The 25207-nt window shown below is 66.0% G+C and carries 26 protein-coding genes; 17 read left to right on the top strand and 9 right to left on the bottom strand.

What is annotated here, in order from left to right; all coding sequences use genetic code 11:
* Positions 1 to 45: 45 nt before the first annotated feature.
* From glmS to H3H55_RS16135, 5 genes are all read left to right on the top strand, one after another.
* Positions 46 to 1863 carry a glutamine--fructose-6-phosphate transaminase (isomerizing) gene (gene glmS, locus H3H55_RS16115; protein ID WP_193099304.1) on the top strand — a complete coding sequence of 606 codons (1818 nt, stop codon included), beginning with the start codon at positions 46 to 48 and terminating at the stop codon, positions 1861 to 1863.
* Positions 1864 to 1993: 130 nt separating this feature from the next.
* Positions 1994 to 2146: a type II toxin-antitoxin system RelE/ParE family toxin gene (locus H3H55_RS16120; RefSeq protein WP_193099305.1), complete on the top strand. Its 153-nt coding sequence runs from the start codon at positions 1994 to 1996 to the stop codon at positions 2144 to 2146.
* Entirely contained in the window at positions 2139 to 2459 is a 321-nt protein-coding gene (locus H3H55_RS16125) for a helix-turn-helix domain-containing protein (protein WP_048247801.1), read from the top strand. The genes H3H55_RS16120 and H3H55_RS16125 overlap by 8 nt, the downstream gene beginning before the upstream one ends.
* Positions 2460 to 2541: 82 nt before the next feature.
* Complete coding sequence (locus H3H55_RS16130; protein WP_193099307.1) at positions 2542 to 2994, top strand: hypothetical protein; 453 nt, start codon at positions 2542 to 2544, stop codon at positions 2992 to 2994.
* Positions 2994 to 3212, top strand: coding sequence for a hypothetical protein (locus tag H3H55_RS16135; RefSeq protein WP_048247805.1), 219 nt, complete (start codon positions 2994 to 2996; stop codon positions 3210 to 3212). The genes H3H55_RS16130 and H3H55_RS16135 overlap by 1 nt, the downstream gene beginning before the upstream one ends.
* Before the next feature lie 110 nt (positions 3213 to 3322).
* Here H3H55_RS16135 and H3H55_RS16140 read toward each other — a convergent pair whose 3' ends face one another.
* Together H3H55_RS16140 and H3H55_RS16145 are read right to left on the bottom strand one after the other, a co-directional pair.
* Positions 3323 to 4159, bottom strand: a complete 837-nt coding sequence (locus tag H3H55_RS16140; RefSeq protein ID WP_193099309.1) for an FTR1 family iron permease — start codon at positions 4157 to 4159, stop codon at positions 3323 to 3325.
* Positions 4160 to 4171: 12 nt separating this feature from the next.
* On the bottom strand, positions 4172 to 4504 hold the full coding sequence (locus H3H55_RS16145) for a cupredoxin domain-containing protein (protein ID WP_193099311.1): 333 nt from the start codon (positions 4502 to 4504) through the stop codon (positions 4172 to 4174).
* A gap of 347 nt (positions 4505 to 4851) precedes the next feature.
* Between H3H55_RS16145 and H3H55_RS16150 the strand changes: the two genes are divergently transcribed.
* Positions 4852 to 5052, top strand: coding sequence for a heavy-metal-associated domain-containing protein (locus tag H3H55_RS16150; protein ID WP_193099313.1), 201 nt, complete (start codon positions 4852 to 4854; stop codon positions 5050 to 5052).
* A 56-nt stretch (positions 5053 to 5108) separates the two neighbouring features.
* On the opposite strand, the gene H3H55_RS16155 is transcribed toward H3H55_RS16150, so the two are convergent.
* Both H3H55_RS16155 and H3H55_RS16160 read right to left on the bottom strand, forming a co-directional pair.
* Positions 5109 to 6599 (bottom strand): aldehyde dehydrogenase, encoded by a 1491-nt coding sequence (locus H3H55_RS16155; protein WP_193099315.1) that lies wholly within the window; start codon positions 6597 to 6599, stop codon positions 5109 to 5111.
* An 88-nt stretch (positions 6600 to 6687) separates the two neighbouring features.
* Positions 6688 to 7239: a cupin domain-containing protein gene (locus H3H55_RS16160; protein WP_129513146.1), complete on the bottom strand. Its 552-nt coding sequence runs from the start codon at positions 7237 to 7239 to the stop codon at positions 6688 to 6690.
* A 413-nt stretch (positions 7240 to 7652) separates the two neighbouring features.
* On the opposite strand from H3H55_RS16160, the gene H3H55_RS37300 reads away from it, so the two are divergent.
* The 11 genes from H3H55_RS37300 (at position 7653) to H3H55_RS16210 (ending at position 20552) form a co-directional block, all read left to right on the top strand.
* On the top strand, positions 7653 to 7877 hold the full coding sequence (locus tag H3H55_RS37300) for a hypothetical protein (RefSeq protein ID WP_072437498.1): 225 nt from the start codon (positions 7653 to 7655) through the stop codon (positions 7875 to 7877).
* 283 nt (positions 7878 to 8160) lie between these two features.
* Positions 8161 to 8946 carry a gamma-glutamyl-gamma-aminobutyrate hydrolase family protein gene (locus tag H3H55_RS16165; protein ID WP_193099317.1) on the top strand — a complete coding sequence of 262 codons (786 nt, stop codon included), beginning with the start codon at positions 8161 to 8163 and terminating at the stop codon, positions 8944 to 8946.
* A 28-nt stretch (positions 8947 to 8974) separates the two neighbouring features.
* Positions 8975 to 10312, top strand: a complete 1338-nt coding sequence (locus tag H3H55_RS16170) for a glutamine synthetase family protein (RefSeq protein ID WP_129513148.1) — start codon at positions 8975 to 8977, stop codon at positions 10310 to 10312.
* 37 nt (positions 10313 to 10349) lie between these two features.
* Complete coding sequence (locus tag H3H55_RS16175; RefSeq protein ID WP_193099319.1) at positions 10350 to 11783, top strand: aspartate aminotransferase family protein; 1434 nt, start codon at positions 10350 to 10352, stop codon at positions 11781 to 11783.
* A gap of 61 nt (positions 11784 to 11844) precedes the next feature.
* Positions 11845 to 12960: a polyamine ABC transporter substrate-binding protein gene (locus tag H3H55_RS16180; protein WP_129514708.1), complete on the top strand. Its 1116-nt coding sequence runs from the start codon at positions 11845 to 11847 to the stop codon at positions 12958 to 12960.
* 188 nt (positions 12961 to 13148) lie between these two features.
* Entirely contained in the window at positions 13149 to 14303 is a 1155-nt protein-coding gene (locus H3H55_RS16185) for an ABC transporter ATP-binding protein (protein ID WP_129513150.1), read from the top strand.
* A 10-nt stretch (positions 14304 to 14313) separates the two neighbouring features.
* Positions 14314 to 15300, top strand: coding sequence for an ABC transporter permease subunit (locus H3H55_RS16190; RefSeq protein ID WP_193099321.1), 987 nt, complete (start codon positions 14314 to 14316; stop codon positions 15298 to 15300).
* A complete protein-coding gene (locus H3H55_RS16195) occupies positions 15297 to 16136 on the top strand; it encodes an ABC transporter permease subunit (RefSeq protein ID WP_048252093.1) in 840 nt (279 codons plus the stop codon). Before H3H55_RS16190 ends, H3H55_RS16195 begins: the two co-directional genes overlap by 4 nt.
* Before the next feature lie 101 nt (positions 16137 to 16237).
* Positions 16238 to 17812, top strand: coding sequence for a DUF3138 family protein (locus tag H3H55_RS16200; RefSeq protein WP_193099323.1), 1575 nt, complete (start codon positions 16238 to 16240; stop codon positions 17810 to 17812).
* Positions 17813 to 17920: 108 nt separating this feature from the next.
* Positions 17921 to 19225, top strand: a complete 1305-nt coding sequence (locus H3H55_RS16205) for an NAD(P)/FAD-dependent oxidoreductase (RefSeq protein WP_193099325.1) — start codon at positions 17921 to 17923, stop codon at positions 19223 to 19225.
* Positions 19226 to 19250: 25 nt separating this feature from the next.
* Positions 19251 to 20552 carry an NAD(P)/FAD-dependent oxidoreductase gene (locus tag H3H55_RS16210; RefSeq protein WP_193099327.1) on the top strand — a complete coding sequence of 434 codons (1302 nt, stop codon included), beginning with the start codon at positions 19251 to 19253 and terminating at the stop codon, positions 20550 to 20552.
* A gap of 122 nt (positions 20553 to 20674) precedes the next feature.
* Here the strand turns inward: H3H55_RS16210 and H3H55_RS16215 are convergent, their stop codons facing one another.
* The 5 genes from H3H55_RS16215 to H3H55_RS16235 form a co-directional block, all read right to left on the bottom strand.
* Positions 20675 to 21340 (bottom strand): DUF799 domain-containing protein, encoded by a 666-nt coding sequence (locus H3H55_RS16215; RefSeq protein WP_048248357.1) that lies wholly within the window; start codon positions 21338 to 21340, stop codon positions 20675 to 20677.
* Between the two features lie 10 nt (positions 21341 to 21350).
* Entirely contained in the window at positions 21351 to 21794 is a 444-nt protein-coding gene (locus tag H3H55_RS16220; protein WP_193099329.1) for a DUF4810 domain-containing protein, read from the bottom strand.
* Between the two features lie 94 nt (positions 21795 to 21888).
* Positions 21889 to 22560, bottom strand: coding sequence for a CsgG/HfaB family protein (locus H3H55_RS16225; protein WP_193099503.1), 672 nt, complete (start codon positions 22558 to 22560; stop codon positions 21889 to 21891).
* 566 nt (positions 22561 to 23126) lie between these two features.
* A complete protein-coding gene (gor, locus tag H3H55_RS16230) occupies positions 23127 to 24482 on the bottom strand; it encodes a glutathione-disulfide reductase (protein ID WP_193099331.1) in 1356 nt (451 codons plus the stop codon).
* Positions 24483 to 24716: 234 nt separating this feature from the next.
* Positions 24717 to 24947, bottom strand: a complete 231-nt coding sequence (locus H3H55_RS16235) for a hypothetical protein (RefSeq protein WP_048248366.1) — start codon at positions 24945 to 24947, stop codon at positions 24717 to 24719.
* Positions 24948 to 25207: the final 260 nt, after the last annotated feature.

A 25207-nucleotide genomic window follows, 5' to 3' on the forward strand; every position in this document is an offset into this window, starting at 1 on the left:
GGCGCCGGAGCGGCGCCCGCGTCGACTTACAGGACTGACCCATTCATGTGCGGCATTGTCGGCGCAGTTGCGCAGCGTAATATCGTTCCGGTGCTGATCGAAGGATTGCGGCGCCTCGAATACCGTGGCTACGATTCGTGCGGCGTCGCCGTGCTCGAGTCGAACGGTCCGAAGCGCGCGCGCAGCGTCGCGCGCGTCGCCGATCTCGACGCGCAGGTGCACGAATCGCACCTCGAAGGCACGACAGGCGTCGCGCATACGCGCTGGGCCACCCACGGCGCGCCGGTCACGCACAACGCGCACCCGATCTTCTCGTCGGATGCGCTCGCGCTCGTCCACAACGGCATCATCGAGAACTTCGAGCCGCTGCGCGAAGCGCTGCGCGCGAAGGGTTACGAATTCGTGTCGCAGACCGACACCGAAGTGATCGCGCACCTCGTGCACAGCCTGTATCGCGGCAACCTGTTCGACGCCGTGCGCGAAGCCGTGCTGCAGCTGCACGGCGCGTATGCGATCGCCGTGATCCACAAGGACCAGCCGCACACCGTCGTCGGCGCACGCCAGGGTTCGCCGCTCGTCGTCGGCCACGGCGACGGCGAGAACTTCCTCGCGTCCGATGCGCTCGCGCTCGCGGGCAGCACCGACCGCTTCACGTTCCTCGAGGAAGGCGACGTGTGCGAGCTGTCGCTCGACGGCGTGAAGATTCTCGACCGCAACGGCGCGCTCGCGCAGCGCGAAGTGCGCGTCGTCAGCGCATACGGCGGCGCGGTCGAACTGGGCCCGTATCGCCACTTCATGCAGAAGGAAATCTTCGAGCAGCCGCGCGCGATCAGCGACACCGTGCCGCAAACCGACGCGTTCGACGCGACGCTGTTCGGCGACGCCGCGCCCGCCGCGTTCGCGGACATCGACAGCCTGCTGATCCTCGCGTGCGGCACGAGCTACTACTCGGGCCTCACCGCGAAGTACTGGCTCGAATCGATCGCGAAGATCCCGACCCAGGTCGAGATCGCGAGCGAATACCGGTACCGCGAATCGGTGCCGAACCCGCGCCAACTCGTGCTCGTGATCTCGCAGTCGGGCGAGACGGCCGACACGCTCGCGGCACTCAAGCATGCGCAGTCGCTCGGCCACACGCATACGCTTGCGGTCTGCAACGTCGCGACGAGCGCGATGGTGCGCCTCACCGAAATGCAGTTCCTGACGCACGCGGGCACCGAGATCGGCGTCGCGTCGACGAAGGCGTTCACGACGCAGCTCGTTGCGCTGTTCGTGCTGGCCGCGACGCTCGGCAAGCTGCGCGGGCACGTCGACGCCGCGCAGGAAGCCGAATTCCTGAAGCAGCTGCGCCACCTGCCGGCCGCGCTGAACAGCGTGCTCGCGCTCGAGCCGCAGATCATCGCGTGGTCGGAGGAATTCGCGCGCAAGGAAAACGCGCTGTTCCTCGGCCGCGGGCTGCACTACCCGATCGCACTCGAAGGCGCGCTGAAGCTGAAGGAAATCTCGTACATCCACGCCGAGGCCTACCCGGCCGGCGAACTGAAGCACGGGCCGCTCGCGCTCGTCACGGAAGCGATGCCGGTCGTCACGGTCGCGCCGAACGACACGCTGCTCGAGAAGCTGAAGTCGAACATGCAGGAAGTGCGCGCGCGCGGCGGCGAGCTGTACGTGTTCGCCGACGCCGATACGCAGATCGTCAACGACGACGGCCTGCACGTGATCCGGATGCCGGAACACTATGGGCAGTTGTCGCCGATCCTGCACGTGGTGCCGCTGCAGCTGCTCGCGTATCACACCGCGTGTGCACGCGGCACCGACGTCGACAAGCCGCGGAACCTCGCGAAATCGGTGACGGTGGAGTAAGGCCGGTCGACCGGGACGGCCTCCGCGAGGTCGTCCCGACCCCGTATCGGCGCGAAGCAGGCCATTCGGCCAGGTCGAAATATGTACCACGTAGTGGTATATAATCCTGTGCTAATTCGATCGGCCCGACATGCCTGCTTCCGTACGACGCGTCTTCAAGACGAAGTGGTTTCACAAGGCAGCCAGAAAAGCAGGCATCGCCGATGCCGAACTCTGCCGCACCGACGCCGATATCGCGACGCTGATCGCACTGAAAGAGCTGGTGGAGATTTGCAATGGCTAAGAGTCGATTCAAGAGCGACGCAACGGAGGCGATCCACAGCGCCGCATCGGGTCTCTATCGTGCCGCGCTGATCGACAAGAAGACGATGCGCGAATACGACGATCTCTGCATCGAAGCCGCCCCGCAGTTCGATCCGGAAGCGATCGCCCGCATCCGCAAGTCCGTCAACGTCAGCCAGAGCGTGTTCGCGCTCTACCTGAACACGACAACGTCGACGATCCGCCAATGGGAACAGGGCGACAAGCGGCCGAGCGGCATCGCCGCACGGATGCTCCAGATCGTCGAGAAACACGGGCTCGAGGTGTTCTCCTGAACCGCCCCCCCGAATGCGCATGCACGGCCGCCCCCGCACCGGATACCGCGACGCGACCCGCAACGAATATGACGGAGACACAATGGCAGTAAGACTGTTTGGATGCGGATTGCTGGCGCTGACGTTCGCGTCGACCGGCTGGACCGCCGAGCACTACGTCGAAGTCTGGAACCCGCCCGAGGCGCGGCAGCCGGCAGCACATGCGCCGGCCGCGCATGCGAGCGCCGACGCGCACGCCGGCAAGAGCGCGGAGAAGCACGCGAGCGCAACGCCGAAAACCGCCGTGAAGGCGCACAAGCGCCGCGTCGCGCAAGCCGTGAAAGCCGGTTCGCATCGCCCCGCCGCCACGGCCGTGGCGCCCGCCGCACCGCGCCCCGTCGCACAGCCCGCGCCGGGCCGCCTCACGGTGATGCAGCCTGCCGATCCCGACGCAACGCACACCCTCAAGTTCTCCGACATCCCGCGGCAATACACGCCGGACGGCAACGTGCTGCGGGTCGGCACGCACAACCGCTCCGCGGAGGTGACTCGATAATGGAAGCGCAAACCTACCTCGGCTACCAGATCTGGGGCCACGCGATCCTGCAGCAGGACGAGATCCTGCAACCCGAACGCTTCGCGGCGAGCGGCACGATCACGCAGAACAACCGGCTCGTCGAAGCGTCGGGCGTGCTCGGCGTGTTCGACACCGAGGACGACGCACGCGAGGCCGGACTCGAATGGGCCCGCGCGTGGATCGACAGCCACCGCTGACCGGCACGGTCGCGTCTATCCGGCACGTCGCCGGACACAGGCCGGCCGCGAACCGCAAATGAAAAAAGGGGCGTCCATGACGCCCCTTCTTTCGTGCTGACCCCGAACCCTCACGCGGCCGGCCGCGGCGGCCTCACCGCCGCGTGCGGACGGCCGACGAGCCGCGTCAGCACGACGATCGCCACCAGGGTCGCGACGTACGCGGCGATCTGGATGCCCGCCGGACGCGCGGTATAACCGATCAGCGTATGCAGCGCCTTGCCGACGATGCTCGTCTCCTTCAGCAGCCACGACGTATCCCAGATCATGTCGCCCCACGACGGCACGAGGCCGGCCGCCAGCAGGAAACCGACACACTGGCTCGCCATCCCGGCCGCCAGCAGCACGATCAGCGCGTTGGTGACGGAGAACAGGCGCTTCAGCGGAATCTGCAGCAGGCCCGCATACATCGCATAACCGAGCCCGGCCCCGCCGAGCACGCCGAGCAGCCCGCCGGCAATCATCTGCGGCGTCTGGCCCGGATCGCCCGCGGCGATGCCGTACAGGAACAGCACGGCCTCGGAGCCTTCGCGCAGCACCGCGACGCCGACCACGATCGCCAGCCCCGTCAACGGCCGGCTGCCGGCCGCGACGGCCCGGCCGACTGCGCCCATGTGCAGCGCCATCTCACGGCCGTGCCGGCTCATCCAGATGCAGTGCCAGGCCAGCATCAGCGTCGCGACGAACATCACGCCCGCGTTGAAGACTTCCTGCCCCATGCCGGACGCCCACTGCGAGATCACGTCGGCGAACGCCGCGATCAGGCCCGCGCCGATCACGCCGCCGACGAGCCCGCCGCCGACCCACCAGCCGCGCCGCGGCACGCCCTTCGTGGCGGCCATCACGATCGAGACCACCAGCGCGGCCTCGAGCACTTCACGAAAGACAATCAGCGCGGTAGACAGCATGGCGGGATTCGCTTATTTGGCGGTCAGGTGGGTCTTCGACTGCGCTTCGTGATACTCGTCGTGAAACTCGTAGGTGCCGGCCTTCAGCGGTCCGACCAGGATCTCGGCCGACTTGCCTGCAGGAATCACCTTCTCGGCCTTGAAGTCGTCGCTCTCGAATTCCGCGGGCGTCGCATCGAGGTTCTTCACGACGAACTTCACCTTCTTGCCGGCCGGAATCGTTACGCCATCGGGCGAAAACTTGTGGTCCTTCAGCGTCAGGTTGACGACGTCGGCGGCGGCGAATGCGGTGGCGGCGGACGCGCCCAGCAGGACAGCGGCGAAACCCAGTGCGAAACGGTTCATGTGCGTAACGAAATGAAATATCGAAGGGCATTGATACTAAGATCGATTCGCATTTTCATATCGCGCGCCCTTACTAACAATATGGAGATAGCGTTTCACAAGATCGCACCGTGCGTTGCCTGGCAAGGCTCTCGTCGCATGGCGCCGGTGGCGCATCGGCGTCAATCGGGAAAGATTCCGACCGACTCATGCGGCTGCCTTCCGATTCGTCTGACTTCACGCAGGCGAGCGGTCTCGCCGCGCGGGGTGACCGCGCATGTGCCATGCTGCATGAATGCGCTTGACCTTCCCACCATGGCAAGCTTCATGCTGACCCTACTCGTCAATCGTCAACTCAGGAGAACACGATGGAATTCGAAGTCCAGGACATGACCTGCGGCGGCTGCGCCAATGCGATCACGCGCGCGGTGACGGCCGCCGATCCCGCCGCGAAGCTCGACATCGACGTCGCGGCGAAGCGCGTCAAGGTCGAATCGGCGCAAGGCGCCGAGCGCGTGCAGTCGATCATCGAGGCCGCGGGCTTCCACCCCGCGCTGCGCAGCGCGTAACGCGTAACGCGGGCTGCTGGCGCACCGCCGAACGGCGATGCGCCAGCAGTAGCGCGTCAGCGCAGCCGGATGAGCGTCGACTTCAGCTCGGTGTACTTCTCGAGCGCGTGCAGCGACTTGTCGCGGCCGTTGCCCGACTGCTTGTAGCCGCCGAACGGGAAGTTCATGTCGCCGCCCTCGTCGTAGCAATTCACCCACACCGTACCCGCGCGCAAGCGGCGCGACACGTCATGCGCCGTCGTCAGGTTCGACGTCCACACCGCCGCGGCGAGCCCGTATTCGGTGTCGTTCGCGATCCGCACGGCCTCGTCGACATCGTCGAACACGATCACCGACAACACGGGCCCGAAGATCTCCTCGCGCGCGATCTTCGCGTCGTGCTTCACCTCGAACACCGTCGGCTCGACGTAGAAGCCGCCCGTTTCCTCCTTCACGCGCGCACCGCCCGTGACGAGCTTGCCTTCGCTGCGCCCTGCCTCGATGTAGCCGAGCACGCGCTCGAGCTGGATACCGTCGACGATCGCGCCCATCGACACCGACGGATCGAGCGGATTGCCGGGCACGTAAGCGCGCGCGGCCGCCACGAGCTTCTCGACGAACGCGTCCTTGATGTCGCGATGCACGAGCAGCCGCGAACCGGCCGTGCACATCTCGCCCATGTTGTAGAAGATCGCGCCGGCCGCCGTTTGCGCGGCGCGGTCGAGATCGGGGCAATCGGGCAGCACGATGTTCGGCGACTTGCCGCCGAGTTCGAGCCACGCGCGCTTCAGGTTCGATTGCGCGGCGTACTGCATGATCAGCTTGCCGACCGCCGTCGATCCCGTGAACGCGATGCAGTCGACGTCGCGATGCAGCGCGAGCAGCTTGCCGGGTTCGCCCGCGCCCGGCACGACGTTGAACACGCCGGCCGGGATGCCGGCTTCATATGCGAGTTGCGCGACGCGGATCGCGGTCAGCGGCGATTTCTCCGACGGCTTCAGCACGACGCTGTTGCCGGCCGCCAGCGCGGGGCCGAACTTCCACGCAGCCATCAGGATCGGGAAGTTCCACGGCACGACGGCCGCCACCACGCCGACCGGCTCGCGCGTGACGAGACCGACGAGATGATGATCGGCCGGCGCGACCTCGCCGCCGACCTTGTCGATGGCTTCCGCGAACCATTCGACGCAGTACGCGGCGCCCGGCACGTCGACCGTCGTCGTGTCGCCGATCGGCTTGCCCGCGTCGAGCGTCTCGAGCAGCGACAGCTCGTCGAGATGCTCGCGCATCAGCGCGGCCCAGCGCAGCAGCACCGCTTTGCGCGCACGCGGATTCAGGCCGGCCCACACGCCCGCGTCGAACGCGCGGCGCGCGGCCGCAACGGCCGCATTCACATCGGCTTCGCCGCAATCGGCGACCTTCGCCAGCACGCGGCCGTCGATCGGGCTCACGCAGTCGAACGTCTTGCCGCCGTGCGCGTCGCGCGACGCGCCGTCGATGAATGCGCGCCCTTCGATCTTGAGCGACGCCGCCTTGTCCTGCCAGTCAGCCAAAGTCAACTTGTTCATCAGGATGCCTCAATGTTGTGACATTCGCGATGCGACACGCCGCGCGCCTGATGCGCGGCCGGCCGTCAGCGAATGCGGTGATGCGCGGTCAGAAGGTCGCCGGCGAATTGGCCGAGACGACCTCGCAGATCAGTTCCGCGCTGGGATTGCGAAAACGGTGCGGCAAACGGCTCTCGAAGTAGTAGCCGTCTCCGGGGTCGAGCAGCCACGTCGCGCCGTCGACGGTCAGCTCGAGCCGGCCCGACACGACAACGCCGCCCTCGTGCCCCGCGTGCACGAGCATCTCGGGCCCGGTGTCGGCGTGCGGCTGGTAGATCTCGCGCAGGATGCACATGTTGCGGTCCTTCACGCTCGCGCCGACCAGATGAAACGCGAGCGTGTCGTTGCCGAGGTTCGGCATGTCGTCGCGACGCGACACGACCGAGCGCGATTCGACGAGCTCGAACGTGAAGAACTCCGCGAGACTCATCGGTATGCATTCGAGCAACTTCTTCAGCGAGCCGACCGACGGGCTCACGCGGCCCTGTTCGATCAGCGAGATCGTGCCGTTGGTCACGCCGGCCCGCTTCGCGAGTTCACGTTGCGACAGGCCATGCTTGTTGCGCACGTAACGCAGGCGCTCGGCGACTTCGGTGGACATCGATTCGGTTTCGGACACGATAAGTGCGATGACAAAGTGAAACGACGCAGTGGACAGCCGTTGAATATTCTAATCACTTTATGCCGCGTATTAACGGGGAAAACCCTGAAAGGCGTTCGAAATAATGAACACGCCGCGGATCATTCCAGTTGCGAATCTTTTGTTCGCACTGCTCGGGAAACCCCTGATGCAGGACCGTTAAAAAACATTTGACGCCGTTTTTGGCTCGTATATGCTGGCTCTCAGGTCAGCGTCATTTAGTTTTCATAGGCAGCAAAACGCGTTACTGCAACGCAAAAATTGATGCCCATCAATGTAAATGACGCGTAACCGGCGCCTTGATTATTTTAAACGCCCAGCGCGTCGAGAAGGTCGGGTGTTCAATACTTTCAACAACCCAGTCGAGTGTAATCGTGAGAGTCCGTGGCCCTCTGGTGAGGTGGGATCGAAGCGTGGCGCGAAGTTCGCGCAGCGCGGCATCCCCTTCCGATGGCAGTTGCGGCTGGCATAGTCCTCGCCTGCAGCATCTGTCGATCTACACCATCCTGTCCCGTCGTTCCGTTCGGCGTCACAACGCCGTATCCGCACGCGCATTCGTCGCCGTCGATACCGACGAAGTGGCGTCGCTGCTGCCGTAGCGCCTCTCCTTTCTTTACGTCGTTCGTTTTGTCTGCTGATTCGCCAACCGCATGGTCCATGCGGTGACGGAACGCGTTCGCGCATTCGTTGCCGCGTCGCGTATCGCAACCCAACGAACGACGGCCTGATCGTCGCGCGCAGCGCGGATCGCCACGTCATCCCGCTGCGCCCATTCACCAGCGGCCTTGCGCTTTTCGCGAGGCTGCGGGGCGGCTGCACGCCTGCGTTTTGTCGAATCGGGCAACGCGCACGCAGCAGTCCTCTGGATAACTGATTGACGTCATGGAAAGGAAACCCCTCGTCGGCATCACCGCCGACCTCACGCAAATCGGCGCACACGCGTCGCATACGGTCGGCGACAAATACGTCGCCGCGATCGTCGACGGTGCGCAGGCGCTCGCGATGGTGCTGCCCGCGCTCGGCGAGCGCCAGTCGGTCGACGACATCCTCGACACGGTCGACGGCCTGCTGTTTACCGGCAGCTACTCGAACGTCGAGCCGCACCTGTACGGCGGCGAGCCGAGCGCGCCCGGCACGAAGCACGACCCGGCCCGCGATGCGACGACGCTGCCGCTGCTGCGCGCGGCGATCGCCGCGGGCGTGCCGGTGCTCGCCGTCTGCCGCGGCTTCCAGGAGCTGAACGTCGTCTGCGGCGGCACGCTGCACCAGCGCGTGCATGAAGTGCCGGGCCTCGCCGATCACCGCGAGGACGACGCCGCGCCGATGGACACGCAATACGGCCCCGCGCACGTCGTGCACCTGACGCCCGGCGGCAAGCTGCATGCGCTCGCCGGCGGCCGCGACGAAGTGAACGTGAACTCGCTGCACAAGCAAGGCATCGCGCAGCTCGGCTCCGGCCTCGCCGTCGAGGCCGTCGCGCCGGACGGCCTGATCGAGGCCGTGAGCGTCGTCGATGCCCCCGCTTTCGCACTCGCCGTGCAGTGGCATCCGGAATGGCGGCATGCGCATGACCCGCTGTCGAGCGCGATCTTCCGCGCCTTCGGCGACGCATGCCGCGCCCGCCGGAATGCCCGCACGCGAACCCTGGCCGCTGCCGCGCTCGCCTGAGCGCGCCGACCAAACAACGAGAACAGACATGCAAGATATCGAAAGTTTTCTGAAACAACACCGGATCACCGAAGTCGAGGCGATCATTCCCGACATGGCCGGTATCGCGCGCGGCAAGATCACGCCGCGCAACAAGTTCACGTCCGGCGAATCGATGCGCCTGCCGCAGGCCGTGATGGTGCAGACCGTCACCGGCGAATATCCGGAAGACGGCTCGCTGACCGGCGTGACCGACCCCGACATGGTGTGCGTGCCCGACGAATCGACGATCCGCCTGATCCCGTGGGCCACCGACCCGACCGCGCAGGTGATCCACGACTGCGTGCACTTCGACGGCTCGCCGGTCGAGATCTCGCCGCGCTACGTGCTGCGCCGCGTGCTCGACCTGTACAAGGCGAAGGGCTGGAAGCCGGTGGTCGCGCCCGAGCTCGAGTTCTACCTGGTCGACATGAACAAGGACCCCGACCTGCCGCTGCGTCCGCCGGTCGGCCGGACGGGCCGCCCCGAAACGGGCCGCCAGTCGTATTCGATCGAAGCCGTCAACGAGTTCGATCCGCTGTTCGAGGACATCTACGAGTACTGCGAAGCGCAGAACCTCGACATCGACACGCTGATCCACGAAGTCGGCGCCGCGCAGATGGAGATCAACTTCATGCACGGCGACGCGCTGTCGCTGGCCGACCAGGTGTTCCTGTTCAAGCGCACGGTGCGCGAGGCCGCGCTGCGTCACAACATGTACGCGACGTTCATGGCCAAGCCGATGGAAGACGAGCCGGGTTCGGCGATGCACGTACACCAGAGCATCGTCGACGAGGAAACGGGCCAGAACCTGTTCACGTCGCAGGAGACCGGCGGCGCGACGTCGATGTTCTACAACTACCTCGCGGGGCTGCAGAAGTACACGCCGGCACTGATGCCGATCTTCGCGCCGTACATCAACTCGTATCGCCGGCTGTCGCGCTTCATGGCCGCCCCGATCAACGTGCAGTGGGGTTACGACAACCGCACGGTCGGCTTCCGCATCCCGCACTCGGGCCCGTCGGCACGCCGTATCGAGAACCGCATCCCGGGCGTCGACTGCAACCCGTACCTCGCGCTCGCCGCGACGCTCGCAGCCGGCTACCTCGGCATGACGCAGCGCCTGGAGCCGACCGAGCCGCTCGTGAGCGACGGCTACGACTTGCCGTACCAATTGCCGCGCAACCTCGAGGAAGGGCTGACGCTGATGGCCGCATGCGAGCCGCTCGGCGAGATCCTCGGCCACAAGTTCCTGAAGGCGTATTTCGCGCTGAAGGAAACCGAATACGAAGCGTTCTTCCGCGTGATCAGCTCGTGGGAACGCCGCCATCTGCTGCTGCACGTCTAAGCGCGCGCACAACCGCATACGGAATCACGGAGGAAACATGACTTACCGCAACGAATCTGCCTGGATCCAGCCGGCCGCGCCGGCTGCCGCGCCGCGCGCGACGCAGGCACGCTCGACCGCCGAATACCGCGCGCTCGACGCCGCGCACCACATCCACCCGTTCTCGGACATGGGCGCGCTGAACCGCGCGGGCAGCCGCGTGATCGTGAAGGCCGACGGCGTCTACCTTTGGGACTCGGACGGCAACAAGGTCATCGACGGGATGGCCGGCCTCTGGTGCGTGAACGTCGGCTACGGCCGCAAGGCACTCGCCGATGCCGCGTATCGCCAGTTGCAGGAACTGCCGTTCTACAACACGTTCTTCAAGACGACGCACCCGCCGGTGATCGAACTGTCGGCCATGCTCGCGGAAGTGACGCCCGCCGGCTTCAACCACTTCTTCTATTGCAACAGCGGCTCGGAAGGCAACGACACCGTGCTGCGCCTCGTGCACCAGTACTGGCGCGTGCAGGGCAAGCCGCAAAAGAAGTATGTGATCTCGCGCAAGAACGGTTACCACGGCTCGACGATCGCGGGCGGCACGCTCGGCGGGATGGGCTACATGCACGAGCAGATGCCGTCGAAGGTCGAGCACATCGTGCATATCGATCAACCGTATTTCTTCGGCGAAGCGCAGCCGGGCGAAACACCGGAAGCGTTCGGTCTCGCACGGGCGCAGCAGCTCGAAGCGAAGATTCTCGAACTCGGTGCGGAGAACGTCGCGGCGTTCATCGGCGAGCCGTTCCAGGGCGCGGGCGGCGTGATCTTCCCGCCGTCGACGTACTGGCCGGAAATCCAGCGGATCTGCCGCAAGTACGACATCCTGCTCGTCGCCGACGAAGTGATCGGCGGGTTCGGCCGCACCGGCGAATGGTTCGCGCACCAGCACTTCGGCTTTGAGCCGGATCTGATCACGATGGCGAAGGGCCTCACGTCGGGTTATGTGCCGATGGGAGCGGTCGGCATTCACGAGCGCGTTGCACGCCCGATCATCGACAACGGCGAATTCAACCACGGCCTTACGTACTCGGGGCACCCGGTCGCCGCGGCCGTTGCCGTTGCAAACCTGAAGCTGCTGCGCGACGAAGGGATCGTCGAGCGCGTGAAGAACGATACCGGCCCGTACTTCCAGGCGCTGATGCGCGAAACCTTCGCGCGTCACCCGATCATCGGCGAAGTGCATGGCCATGGCCTCGTCGCGAGCCTTCAGCTTGCCGAAGCGCCGGCCGAACGCCGCCGCTTCGCGAACGGCGGCGACGTCGGCACGATCTGCCGCGACTTCTGCTTCAACGGCAACCTGATCATGCGTGCGACCGGCGACCGGATGCTGCTGTCGCCCCCGCTCGTGATTTCGCGTCCGGAAATCGATGAACTCGTGTCGAAGGCGAAGAAGGCCGTCGATGCAACCGCCCAGCAACTGGGTATTTCGTAACGGCTTTGCCTACAGGCGTGCGGCGGGCGCCGCACGCCGCCATAACCAGGGGAATTCCACCATGCGTGCCTGCTTTCTTCGCCAAGCCTGTTCTGTTGCCGCCCTCGCCGCCGCGGCAGCGTTCACGTCAGTCGCCAGCCCATCGGCGCATGCCGAGGACCTGAATGTCTACAACTGGTCCGACTACATCGCGCCGGACACGATCCCGAACTTCCAGAAGCAGACGGGCATCCACGTCAAGTACGACAACTACGACAGCGACGACACGCTTCAGGCGAAGCTGCTTGCCGGCAGTTCGGGTTACGACATCGTCGTGCCGACGTCGAACTACATGGCCAAACAGATCCAGGCCGGCGTGTACCAGAAGCTCGACAAGTCGAAGCTGCCGAACCTCGCGAACCTCGATCCGCTGCTGATGAAGATGATCTCGGATGCGGACCCGGGCAACCAGTACGGTGTCCCCTGGGCGTACGGCACGGACGGCATCGGCTATAACGCGCAGGCAGTGAAGAAGGCACTCGGCGACAAGGCGCCCGTCGACAGCTGGGCACTGGTGTTCGATCCGGCCAACATGGAGAAGCTGAAGGGCTGCGGCGTGTCGTTCCTCGACCAGGCCGTCGACGTGTTCGCCGCCACGCTGCAATACATGGGCAAGGATCCGAACAGCAAGAACCCCGGCGATTACCAGGCTGCATTCGAAGTCCTGAAGAAAGTCCGCCCGTACATCACCCAATTCAACTCGTCCGGCTACATCAACGACCTCGCAAACAACGACGTGTGCGTCGCGCTCGGCTGGTCGGGCGACGTCGGCATCGCGCATCGCCGCTCGTCCGAAGCGAAGCGCTCGTACGACATCAAGTTCTCGAACCCGAAGGAAGGCGGCCTGCTGTGGTTCGACGTGATGGTGATCCCGAAGGATGCGCCGCACCCCGAGGCTGCACTGAAGTGGATCAACTACATTTCCGATCCGAAGGTCAACGCGGCGATCACCAACACGGTGTTCTACCCGACCGCGAACAAGGCCGCGCACCAGTTCGTCACGCCGGGCGTCGCGCAGGACCCGACCGTCTACCCGCCTGAAGACGTGCTGAAGAAGATGGTGCTGATGAAGCCGATGCCGGCCGACATCCTGCGTCTCCAGAACCGCCTGTGGGCGCAGCTGAAGACCGGCCACTGATCGCCAGGCATCACGGCGGCGCAGGCATCGCTCCACGCCTGCCCGCCTGAGATTCGCGGACCTCCGTCCGCCCGCGCGCGCCGCGCGCACTGTTCCATCCGGCATGAGCCGTTGTCCGCGAGTCGCGTTTCACGCCTCGCGCGGGGACGCTCACGCCTGCAATCCGTGAAGAACGAATGGTGACTCCCATGCAATCGATACCCTCTTCCGCTGCTGCACGACAGACCCAACCGGCCGCCGCGCCCCGTACGCAAAACGATGCCTTCGTGCGCATCGAGAACGTCGTGAAGAAATTCGGCGACAGCACGGCCGTCGACAACGTGAACCTGACGATCGCGAAAAACGAGCTGTTCGCGCTGCTCGGCAGCTCGGGCTGCGGCAAGTCCACGCTGCTGCGCATGCTCGCCGGGCTGGAAACGGCCACCTCCGGCAAGATCTTCGTCGACGGCGAAGATCTTGCCGCGCTGCCGCCGTACCGCCGCCCGGTCAACATGATGTTCCAGTCGTACGCGCTGTTCCCGCACATGTCGGTCGAATCGAACGTTGCGTTCGGCCTGAAGCAGGAAGGCACGCCGAAGAACGAAATCAAGGAACGCGTGGCCGACGCGCTCGCACTCGTGCAGATGAGCAAGTACGCACAGCGCAAGCCGCATCAGCTGTCCGGCGGCCAGCAGCAGCGCGTCGCGCTGGCCCGCTCGCTGGTCAAGCGCCCGAAGCTGCTGCTGCTCGACGAGCCGATGTCCGCGCTCGACAAGAAGATCCGCCAGAAGACCCAGCTCGAACTCGTGAACATCATCGACAAGGTCGACGTGACCTGCGTGATGGTCACGCACGACCAGGAAGAGGCGATGACGATGGCGAGCCGCCTCGCGGTGATGAGCGAAGGCAAGATCGTGCAGATCGGCGCGCCGGGCGAGGTGTACGAGTTTCCGAACAGCCGTTTCTCGGCCGAATTCATCGGCTCGACCAACCTGTTCGAGGGCCGCGTCGTCGAGGACGAGCCCGATCACATCTTCGTCGAGAGCGACGACCTCGAAGCACGCATGTACGTGAGCCACGGCATCACGGGCCCGCTCGGGATGCCGGTCGGCATCTCGGTGCGCCCGGAACGCGTGCACGTGTCGCGCGAGAAGCCGGGTTCGAAGCACAACTGGGCGCGCGGCGTCGTGACCGACATCGCGTACATGGGCAGCTACTCGCTGTATCACGTGCGCTTGCCGAGCGGGAAGACGGTCGTGTCGAACCTGTCGAGCTCGCACCTGATGAGCGACACGGCACCGGCCTGGAACGACGATGTGTTCGTGTCGTGGTCGCCGGCCAGCGGCGTCGTGCTGACGCAATGAGGACAACACGATGAGAACCTCTGCTTCCACTCCGTCCACGCCGGTGTCGCCCGGCGCCGCGAGCACCGGCGCGGGCCGGGCCCGCCCGGGCCGCTTCGCCGCGCTGTCGCGCTTGCTGCCGTCGGGCCGCAGCGTCGCGATCGGCGTGCCGTTCCTGTGGCTCGCGGTCTTCTTCGCGCTGCCGTTCGTGCTGGTGCTGAAGATCAGCTTCGCCGACCAGGTGATGGGCATCCCGCCGTACACGTCGCTCGTCGAGTTCAAGGACGGCGTCGTGCACTTCGCGCTGCAGCTGTCGCACTACGCGTTCCTGCGGCAGGACGACCTGTACATCGCGACCTACCTCAGCTCGCTGAAGATGGCCGCCGTGTCGACCGTGCTGTGCCTGCTGATCGGTTACCCGATGGCGTACTACATCGCCCGCTCGGAACCGAACCGCCGCAACGTGCTGATGATGGCCGTGATGCTGCCGTTCTGGACCTCGTTCCTGATCCGCGTGTACGCCTGGATCGGCATCCTGAAGGACGACGGCCTGCTGAACCACACGCTGATCGCGCTCGGCATCATCCACACGCCGCTGCGGCTGTATCACAGCGATGCGGGCGTCTACATCGGGATGGTCTATTCGTACCTGCCGTTCATGGTGATGCCGCTGTACGCGCACCTGGTGAAGATGGACCTGACGCTGCTCGAAGCCGCGTACGACCTGGGCGCGAAGCCGTGGGTCGCGTTCACGCGGATCACGCTGCCGCTGTCGAAGAACGGGATCATCGCCGGCAGCCTGCTGGTGTTCATCCCGGCGGTGGGCGAGTACGTGATTCCGGAGCTGCTCGGCGGCGCCGACACGCTGATGATCGGGCGCGTGATGTGGGATGAATTCTTCAACAACATGGACTGGCCGATGGCGTCCGCGGTGACGGTCGCGATGGTGATGCTGCTGCTGGTGCCGATGGCGCTGTTCCAGTACTACCAGGTCAAGGAACTGGAGGACGCGAAATGATCAAGCCGAGCAAACCGCTGTCGACGGGCGTCCTCGCCTTCGGCTTCCTGTTCCTGTACATCCCGATCATCAGCCTGGTCGTGTACTCGTTCAACGAGTCGAAGCTGGTGACGGTGTGGTCGGGCTTCTCGCTGAAGTGGTACGCGGCGCTGCTGGAGGACGACGAGCTGCTGACCGCCGCGTGGCTGTCGCTGAAGATCGGCCTGCTGACGGCCACCGCGTCGGTCGTGATCGGCACGTGGGCGGGTTTCGTGCTCGCGCGCTTCGGCCGCTTCAAGGGCTTCACGCTGTACACGGGGATGATCAACGCGCCGCTGGTGATTCCGGAAGTGATCCAGGGCATCTCGCTGCTGCTGCTGTTCGTGGCGCTGGAGCAGATGTTCGGCTGGCCGAAGGGGCGCGGGATGCTGACGATCTGGATCGGTCACGTGATGCTGTGCGTGTCGTACGTGGCGATCATCGTGCAGTCGCGCGTGAAGGAGATGAACAAGTCGCTGGAGGAGGCCGCGCTCGATCTGGGCGCGACGCCGCTGAAGGTGTTCTTCGTGGTGACGCTGCCGCTGATCTCGCAGGCGCTGCTGTCGGGGTGGCTGCTGTCGTTCACGCTGTCGATCGACGACCTGGTGCTGTCGGCGTTCCTGTCGGGGCCGGGGTCGACGACGCTGCCGCTGGTGGTGTTCTCGCGCGTGCGGCTCGGGCTGAACCCGGAGATGAACGCACTGGCGACGCTGTTCATCACGGCCGTGACGATCGGCGTGATCGTCGTGAACCGGATGATGATCGCGCGCGAGCGACGCCGGGTGGCCGACATGAAGGCGGCGTTCGCGGTGGCGTGACCCTCCCCTTTCCCTTTCATCGATAACAAGACCCGCGCGCCGCGTGATGCGGCGCGCAAACCGATCGCACTTTGACAGGCGCACGACAAGGAGAATCCGCAATGAAGAAGAAACTGATCTGCCTGCTGGTGGCCGGCGCGTTGCCGGGCATCGCGCTGGCCGACTCGACATCAGCCGAGATCAAGGCGCTGCAGGCGCAGGTCGCGGCGCTGCAGAAACAGATGAAGGCCATGCAGGCGCAGCTCACCGCGAAGCCGGGCGGCGGCGCCGTCGCGCAGGCCGGTGCGAAGGCCGGCGCGGCGCCGGTTGCGGTGGCCATCGATCCGGGCTCGCCGGATTACGGCAAGGCGCAGGCCACGCTGACCAACGACGAGGTCGGCGAAATGAAGCAGCAGATCGCGAACCAGCAGCTGAAGGTCGACTCGCTGACGGACGCGGCCAACACGGGCCCGCTCGCCGGCCTGTCGGTGACGGGCTACATCGATCCGACCTACATCTACAACCGTGCGGCCGGCACGTCGTCGTTCCTGTTCGCGAACCACGAGAGCGCGTACAACTACTTCAACAGCACGTTCGGCGATCTCTACCTCGACATCAAGAAGACGTTCGGCGTCGGCCCGATGGCGCCGTCGGCCGAAATCACGCTGATGCCGAACCGCGGCAACGGCATCACGCTGCTGCAGAACTCGCGCGGCAACATCGGCAACAACATCCTGAACACGGCGGTCGTCAACGTGCCGATCACGGCCGAGACGACACTCGTGGCCGGCCTGATCCCGAGCTTCGGCGGTTACGAGGTGCAGCAGTCGAACCAGATGCTCACGCTCACGCACAACCTGCTGTACGACTTCTCGGATCCGGGCAGCTACATCGGTGCCGGTGCGAACTACACGAAGGGCAACTGGGCGTGGAAGTTCTTCGTCGGCAACGAGCAGTACCGCACCTACGGCTCGGTCACGCAGACCGGCACCAATGCGCTCGGCGACCCGATCACGACCAGCAACAAGGTGCCGACCTTCACCGCGCGTGCGGACTACACGTGGTCGAGCGCGCTCGACATCGGCGGATCGTTCAACATCGGCCGCCAGACGCTGTCGAGCGCGATCGATTCGAACGGCGTCGTGCACTACGGCCCGGGCGGCGCATCGCCGAGTGGATACGGCACGTTCTTCTTCGCGGAAGCCGATGCGACCTACACGCTCGCCGACATCCAGTACAACGCGGAACTCGACTACGGCCAGCAGCAGCATGCGGCGTACAACGGCGGGCTCGCGCAGTGGTACGGCCTGTCGCTGCTCGCGCACCGCAAGTTCAACGCACCGGTGGTCGGCCGCATGGGCGTCACGCTGCGCTACGATGCACTCGTGAACAGCAAGAACGGCGGCGGCGGCGGTGGCATCTCGCTGAACGGCAACGGGATGGATCCGAACAACGGCTTCGGCGTCGATTCGGATTGCCTCGCGACGTCGAAGGCCGGCGGTGGCCTCGGCTTCGAGTGCAAGGGCGCGATCCGTCAGGACGTTGCGCTCGACCTGCTGTTCTATCCGACCCAGCAGATCACCGTGAAGGTCGAATACCGGCACGACTGGGCGAACAACAAGGTGTTCCTGCGCAACGACGGTTCGTACAGCAAGTCCAACGACCTGCTCGCGACGCAGTTCATCTATTCGTTCTGACGCAGCACACGCGGGACGCCGTGCCGCGCGCACGGCGTCCCGCGCCATTTTCAAGGGTGGCTGCCGGCAGGTCGCGGCCGTGGCAGCCTTTTCGAGGGAGTCGGTTTCATGACGCAGTCTTTCACCCGCCGCGCCGATGCGCTCGCGCGCGACTCGTACTACGAAGCGACGGTCACGCGGCCCGTGGTCGATGACCCGGTGCTCGACGACACGATCGACGTCGACGTCTGCGTGATCGGTGCCGGCTTCGCGGGCCTGTCGACGGCGCTCGACTGCCGCGCGCGCGGGCTGTCCGTCGCGGTGATCGATGCGCACCGGCCCGGCTGGGGTGCGTCGGGCCGCAACGGAGGGCAGGCGATCACCGGCTTCGCGAAGGACGAGGAGATCGAGCGGCAGCTCGGCGCCGACGGCGCGCGCGCCGCGTGGTCGCTGTCGCTCGACGGCGTCGCGCTGATCGCCGAGCGGATCGCGCACTACGGGATCGACTGCGACTTCACGCGCGGCTACCTGACGGTCGCGACGAAACCGCGCCGCATCGACGACCTGCGCGCATGGATGGACGCCGCGACGTCGCGCTGGGGCCATCCGTCGCTCGCGTGGCTCGACACCGGCGAGATCCGCGCGCGCATCGCATCGACGCGCTACCTGGCCGGCGTGCACGATCCGCTGTCGGGCCACCTGCATCCGCTCAAGTACTGCCTCGGCCTCGCCGATGCGGCGCGCCGCGAAGGTGTCGCGCTGTATGCGCACACGCCCGCGCTCGATGTCGTGCGCGGCGCGCGGCCCGTCGTGCGCACGCCGTCGGGCGAGGTGCGCTGCCGCTTCGTCGTGTCGTGCTGCAACGCGGGCCCGGGCGGCGTGCTGCCCGCCGCGACCGCTGCCCGCATCGCGCCGATCGCGTCGTACATCATCGCGACCGAGCCGCTCGGCCAGGCGCGCGCCGATGCGCTGATCGCCCAGCGCGATGCCGTGTGCGACAACAACTTCTTCCTCGACTACTTCCGGCTGTCCGCCGACCACCGGATGCTGTTCGGCGGCCGCGCGAACTCGGCCGGCGCGTCGCCCGCCACGCTCGCCGAAACGATCCGGCAACGCATGGTCGGCGTGTTCCCGCAGCTCAGCGACGTACGTGTCGACCACGCATGGGGCGGCTTCGTCGACGTCACGCGCAACCGCGCACCGGACTTCGGCACACTCGATCCGAACTTCTTCTATGTCCAGGGCTTCAGCGGGCATGGCGTCGCGCTCACCGGCATCGCCGGACGTGCGGTCGCCGGCGCGATCGCGGGCGACACGCGCGCGTTCGACCTGTTCGCGCGCATGCGCCACCGGCGCTTCCCCGGCGGCGACGCATGGCGGCAACCCGCGCTCGAACTCGGGATGCTGTACCACCGCGTGCGCGAGCTGTTCTGAGCCCTCTTACTCTGTTTTCCTGAATATGCAGACATTCGCCAACCAGCCGCACGTCGCGTCCTACTACGCGGCGACCGCCAACGATACGACCCGCCATGCGCCGCTCGCCGGCACGATCGACGCCGATGTGTGCGTGATCGGTGCGGGCCTCACGGGCCTGTCCACCGCGCTCAACCTCGCCGAGCGCGGCCATTCGGTGACCGTGCTCGAAGCGTCGCGGGTCGGATGGGCAGCGAGCGGCCGCAACGGCGGCCAGTTGATCGGCGGCTTCGCGTGCGACATCGACACGTTCGGGCAATTCATGCCGGAAGGCGACGTGAAGCGCATCTGGGACATGGGGCTCGAAACGCTGTCGCTCGTGAAGTCGCGGATCACGCAGCACGACATCGATTGCGCGCTGGTGCCCGGCTACCTGACCGCCGCGAACACCGAGCGCGACGCGGATGCGCTGAAGCGCTGGCGCGACGAAGCCGCGAAGCGCTTCGGCTACGACCGCTTCCACTTCGTCGAAGCCGACGAGCTCGGCGACTACGTGCAGTCCGCGCGCTATTGCGGCGGCCTGTACGACCCCGACAGCGGCCACCTCCATCCGCTCAACTACACGCTCGGCCTCGCGCGCGCGGCGACCGGCGCGGGCGTGCGCATCCACGAGGACAGCTGCGTGACGCGCGTGCGCGACGTCGCGGGCGGCCACGTCGTCGAGACGAGCGGCGGCAACGTCCGCGCGCGCTTCGTCGTGCTCGCGTGCAATACCTACGTCGGTACGCTCGCGCCCGCGTTGTCGAAGAAGATCATGCCGGTCGGCACCTACGTGATCGCGACCGAGCCGCTCGGCGAAGCGCGCGCCGCCGCGCTGATGCCCGCGCGTGCGGCGATCTGCGACAGCCGCTTCGTGCTCGACTATTTCCGGCCGGCGCCCGACACGCGGCTCGTGTGGGGCGGCAAGGTCAGCTATTCGACGCGCGAGCCGCGCGATCTCGCGGAAGCGATGCGCCAGGACATGCTGAAGACGTTCCCGCAGCTCGCGGACGTGAAGGTCGACTACGCATGGGGCGGCTTCGTCGACATCACGATGAACCGCGCGCCGCACTTCGGCCGCGTTGCGCCGACGATGTACTTCGCGCAGGGCTTTTCCGGGCACGGCGTGAACACGACCGCGCTCGCGGGCAAGCTGATCGCCGAGGCGATCGACGGGCAGGCGAGCCGCTTCGACCTGTTCGACAAGATCCGGCATCGCGACTTCCCGGGCGGCGCGGCGCTGCGCACGCCGGCGCTGGTGCTCGCGATGAGCTGGTACCGGCTACTCGACGCGTTCGGCGTGCATTGAGCGTCACGAGGCAGCGGCGCGATGCGGGAGGCAAACGCACGCGGCGCGCCCATGCAAAACGGCCGCGCGTTCGCGCGGCCGTTCGATCGGATGGCGGGGCTTCGATGCGGCGCCCGCGCCGTTCAGTCGGTGCCGTACTTCGGCGAGTGCGGACCGTACAGCAGGCCGCTCGGCGGCCCTGCCATCAGCAGCCGTCCGCTCGTAAACGCGGCGACATCGTGGCTCTGGTCCATCAGCGTGTTCGCGATCTGCTTGACCGCTGCCGTCACGAGCATCCCGATCAGGCCGCCACCGCCGCTGTTACCGCCTTCGTCGCTGGCCGCGCTGGCGCTGCCCTGCCACAGCACGTCGCCCGTGCGCAGGTCGACGAGCTTCGCCGACGCGGACACGACCGTCGCGCTCGCGAGGATCCGGTACACGGTGCCGTATTTCGAAACCTTCGAATACAGCGCGGCGTCCGCGCCGAAGATCTCTCGCAGCTTCGCGGGCGGCGTCTCCTGGATCTCGGCCGCGTTGGTCAGGCCGTTCTGCTTGAAGGTCTCGTCCATCACCGCGACCGGCACGACGTAATAGCCGGACTCGGCGAGCGGCAGCGTCATCTGCGACAGCATCCCGTAGGTCGCGCCGACGTCGGAGGTCTCGTTGACGGGCGGCAGCACGAGAATCGAGCGCGGCTGGCTCTTCTTGAACGCCGTGTAATCGGGCCGTTTCACCGGCTGCGCGCACGCGCTCAGCAGCGCGACGATCGACAGCACGGACATCAGCTTGAATGAAAGTGTCTTGAACATGGCGGGCGCTTCACTGTTTGGCGGGGTTCGAATCGGCGTTCTTCTGCCCGGCGATCGTCTGGTCGGCCCCCTTCTGGCCGGCAGCCTTCTGATCCGCGGGTTTCGCCGCGCCGGTCTTCTTCTTCAGCAGGAAATCCATGTAGGTCGACGATTCCGGGAACAACTGCTTCTCGGCCTGCAGTTCCTGCTCGGCCTGCTGCTCGTTGCCGACGCTCGCGTACAGCATCCCGAGATGCGCATGGAAGCCCGGCGGCGGCGTATGGCCCTTCCCGCGGATGTCCTGCAACGCTTTTTCGAGCGCGTCGATCTGCTCCTGCGGCGACTTCTGCCCCTTGAAGTATTCGTACACCTGCGGCTGATAGCCCGTCCACTGATAGAGCGGCGGCGGCGAGCTCGCGCAGCCGGCGAGCAGCAATGCGGCGGCCGTCGCCGGCAGCCAGATACCCCGTTTCATGGTCTTTTCTCTTTTGATGTCGTGGTGAATCGCTCGAGCGCGACGCCGGCCCCGGCGCCCGCTGCGGCACGTCCTTCGATACGCGCTGCGGTACTTACTGCGGTACCTTCAGCGCCCCGGCGTCAACCTGCTCGGCCAGATGGTTCACGGCTTCCTGGATCGCGAGGTCCAGCACCTTGCCGTTCAGCGTCGAGTCGTATCCCGCCGTGCCGCCGAAGCCGATCACCTCGCGATTCGACAGGCTGAACTCGCCGGCGCCCTGGCTCGATGCCACGACTTCCGACGTCGTCGTGTCGACGATGTTCAGGTTGACCTTCGCGTACGCGACCTGCGTCTTGCCGCGGCCGAGAATGCCGAACAGCTGGTGATCGCCGACGTCCTTGCGGCCGAACTCGGTCACGTCGCCCGTCACCACGTAGTTCGCGCCCTTCACGGCCTGGGCCTTCTTCATGAAGCCGGCTTCCTGCTTGATCTCGTCGAGGTTCTCGCGATCGAGCACGTTGAAGCGCCGGCTCTGCTGCAGGCGCGTGACGAGGATCGTCTTCGCCTGTCCGCCGAGGCGGTCGATGCCGTCCGAGAAGATGCCGCGCATGTAGCTCGAGCGGTTGTCGAACTTGCCGACCGCGATCGCGACGGGCTTGCCTGCATAAGGCTTCTGCGCGCTGCTCACGGCCGGCACGTCGAGCGTGCGCGACGATTCGGTCGCGCAGCCGGACAGCGCTGCGACAACCGCTGCCACCACGAGAACGGTGCGTCGTGTCTGAATGTTCACTGCTGGTCTCCTTGCGTGGAAAGATTGCCCGGAACGAGTGCGCGTGCATCGGCGCGATGCGCGCGCACGCGAACTCATCGCCGGGCCGGCGATAGCTAGATGTGAAGAAGTGGAATGCGCAACCGATGTGTTGCGGCAAAAAGCGGATGGACGACGCAGTGCGCGACAGGCTCGCGCGCGCCGGTTACATCGTGACGCTGGTTACTGCGCTGTTGATCGCGCATGATCGGCCCCGTATATGATTTTTCGCGATCATATCAAGCCTGATTATTGAGACGGGCAATCTTGATAATAGTTGACGATTTTCGTATCTATATGAAATGCACGGTCGAATCAGGCGGAATGCCTTGCAGATAAGGGCTTCGCCTGTATATGACCGGAGTGCGGCGGCGAATGGGGCGCCGATCCGTCAATATCGAGACATATTGCCCGCGCAGTCAGCCCGGATTACCAATATCTCGAAAATAATCGCCGAATATCGTCGGGCCCTGCCACGCAAAAAACAGTATCCCGGCCAATACGCAATCCAGCGCGCGCGTGCAGACGCGCGCCCCCTTCCGCTAGTCGGCCACCTTCTGCCGCATCGTCACGAACTCCTCGGCCGCGGTCGGATGGATGCCGATCGTGTCGTCGAACTGCGCCTTCGTCGCGCCCGCGCGAATCGCGATCGCGATGCCCTGGATGATCTCGCCCGCGTCGCGGCCGACCATGTGCGCGCCGATCACGCGCTGGCTGTCGCGCGCGACGACGAGCTTCATCATCGTGCGTTCGTCGCGGCCCGACAGCGTATGACGCAGTGCCTTGAACGACGTGCGGTAGATGTCGACGTCGCCGTGCGCGCGACGCGCATCCGCTTCGGTGAGGCCGACCGTCGCGACCTCGGGCTGGCTGAACACGGCCGACGGCACCCATGCGTGATCGGCCGCGACGCGTGACCCGCCGAACAGCGTCCGCGCAAGCAGCCCGCCGTCGCGTGTCGCCACCGGCGTGAGCTGCGGACGCGACGTAACGTCGCCGATCGCATGGATCGACGCAACCGACGTCGCCGAATACGCATCGACGGCAATCGCACCGCGTGCATCGAGCATGACGCCCGCCTGCTCGAGCCCGAGCCCGTCGACGTTCGGCACGCGGCCGGTCGCATAGAGCACCGCGTCGTACGGCCCATGCCGCGCATCGCCGACGCGCACGCTCAGCGTGCCGTCGTCCGCGCGGGAAATCGACTCGACCACCGCGCGCGAATGGATCGTGACGCCCTGCTTCGTCATCTCGTCGGTCAGGAACTGACGCACGTCATCATCGAAGCCGCGCAGGATTTTCTCGCCGCGATAGAACAGGTCGACGTGGCTGCCGAAGCCGTTGAAGATGCCCGCGAATTCGACCGCGATATAACCGCCGCCCACCACCGCGATACGCTTGGGCAGCGTCGCGAGCGACAGCGCCTCGCGCGACGTGATCGCATGCTCGATGCCGGGCCGCGGCGGCAGCGACGGACGCGAGCCGGTCGCGATCGCGATGTGGCGCGCACGAATCGTGCGCTCGCCGATGGCGACCGTGTGTGCATCGACGAGCGTCGCGCGCCCCGCGTGCATGTCGACGCCCGATTGCCGCAGCAGGCTGATGTAGATGTCGCTGAGCCGATTGATCTCGCGATCCTTCGCGGCGATCAGCGCGGACCAGTCGAGCGTGCCGGCGCCGAAGGTCCAGCCGAAGCCCTTCGCGTCCTCGACTTCGTGCGGGTAGTGCGATGCGTAGACGAGCAGCTTCTTCGGAATGCAGCCGCGCAGCACGCAGGTGCCGCCGATCTGCTCCTGTTCCGCTATGCCGACGCGCGCGCCGTATGACGCCGACATCCGCGCGAGCCTCACGCCGCCCGAGCCGGCCCCGATGACGAACAGGTCGTAGTCGAAATCCATCGCATTGCCTCATCGCAGTTCGGATGACGGCACGATAGCAAGATTCCGGAATTCTTGCGGGCCGCGGCGCGCGCCCAATAAAAAACGGCGAGAGACATTGCCTCTCGCCGGTCAACCCAGCTGCCGGGTGTGTCATGCGTCACCGATCGACCGCATGCCCGACCTGCCGGCCGCGCGGCACCGGTCCGCCCGGGCGCGCGAAGTGCGCGCCCGCGGCCGGACCAGCCGCCATGCTCATGCCTGCGACGTGTCGCTGCCGTCCGTCGCCTGCGTATCGTCTGCCTGCTGCTCGGGCTGGTCTTCCTTCTTCTTCTCGAGCAGGCCTTCGACTGCCTCGGCGCCCTTGAAGCCGGCGACGGCCGCGGCCGCCTTGGTCAGCAGACCCGCATCCGGGTCCAGCTTTTCCGCGCCTTCGACAGCCGCCACTGCGCCAGCGATTTCACCTACCGTGTTCAGGATACCCATCGTCATCCCCTTTCAAGAAAATCGTGAGCGCATCGTCCCACGAAAAAAACCGGCGCACCGCGATTGTCATCACCGGATACACAAGTTACGCACCAGGCCGGCCGCGCTCGCCGAGCGCCTGCCGGAACAGCGCACGCGCGCGCACGACGGCACGCAACGGGCGATGCACGCAGCGTAGCGGAAAGCCTACGCGCGTACTGTAAAAGTATGTTCTGGATTGCCGACGGATGGCTTACGGCGCGGGCATTGCGTGATGGAGC

Source organism: Burkholderia sp. Z1, assembly GCF_014893795.1.
GTDB lineage: Bacteria > Pseudomonadota > Gammaproteobacteria > Burkholderiales > Burkholderiaceae > Burkholderia > Burkholderia theae.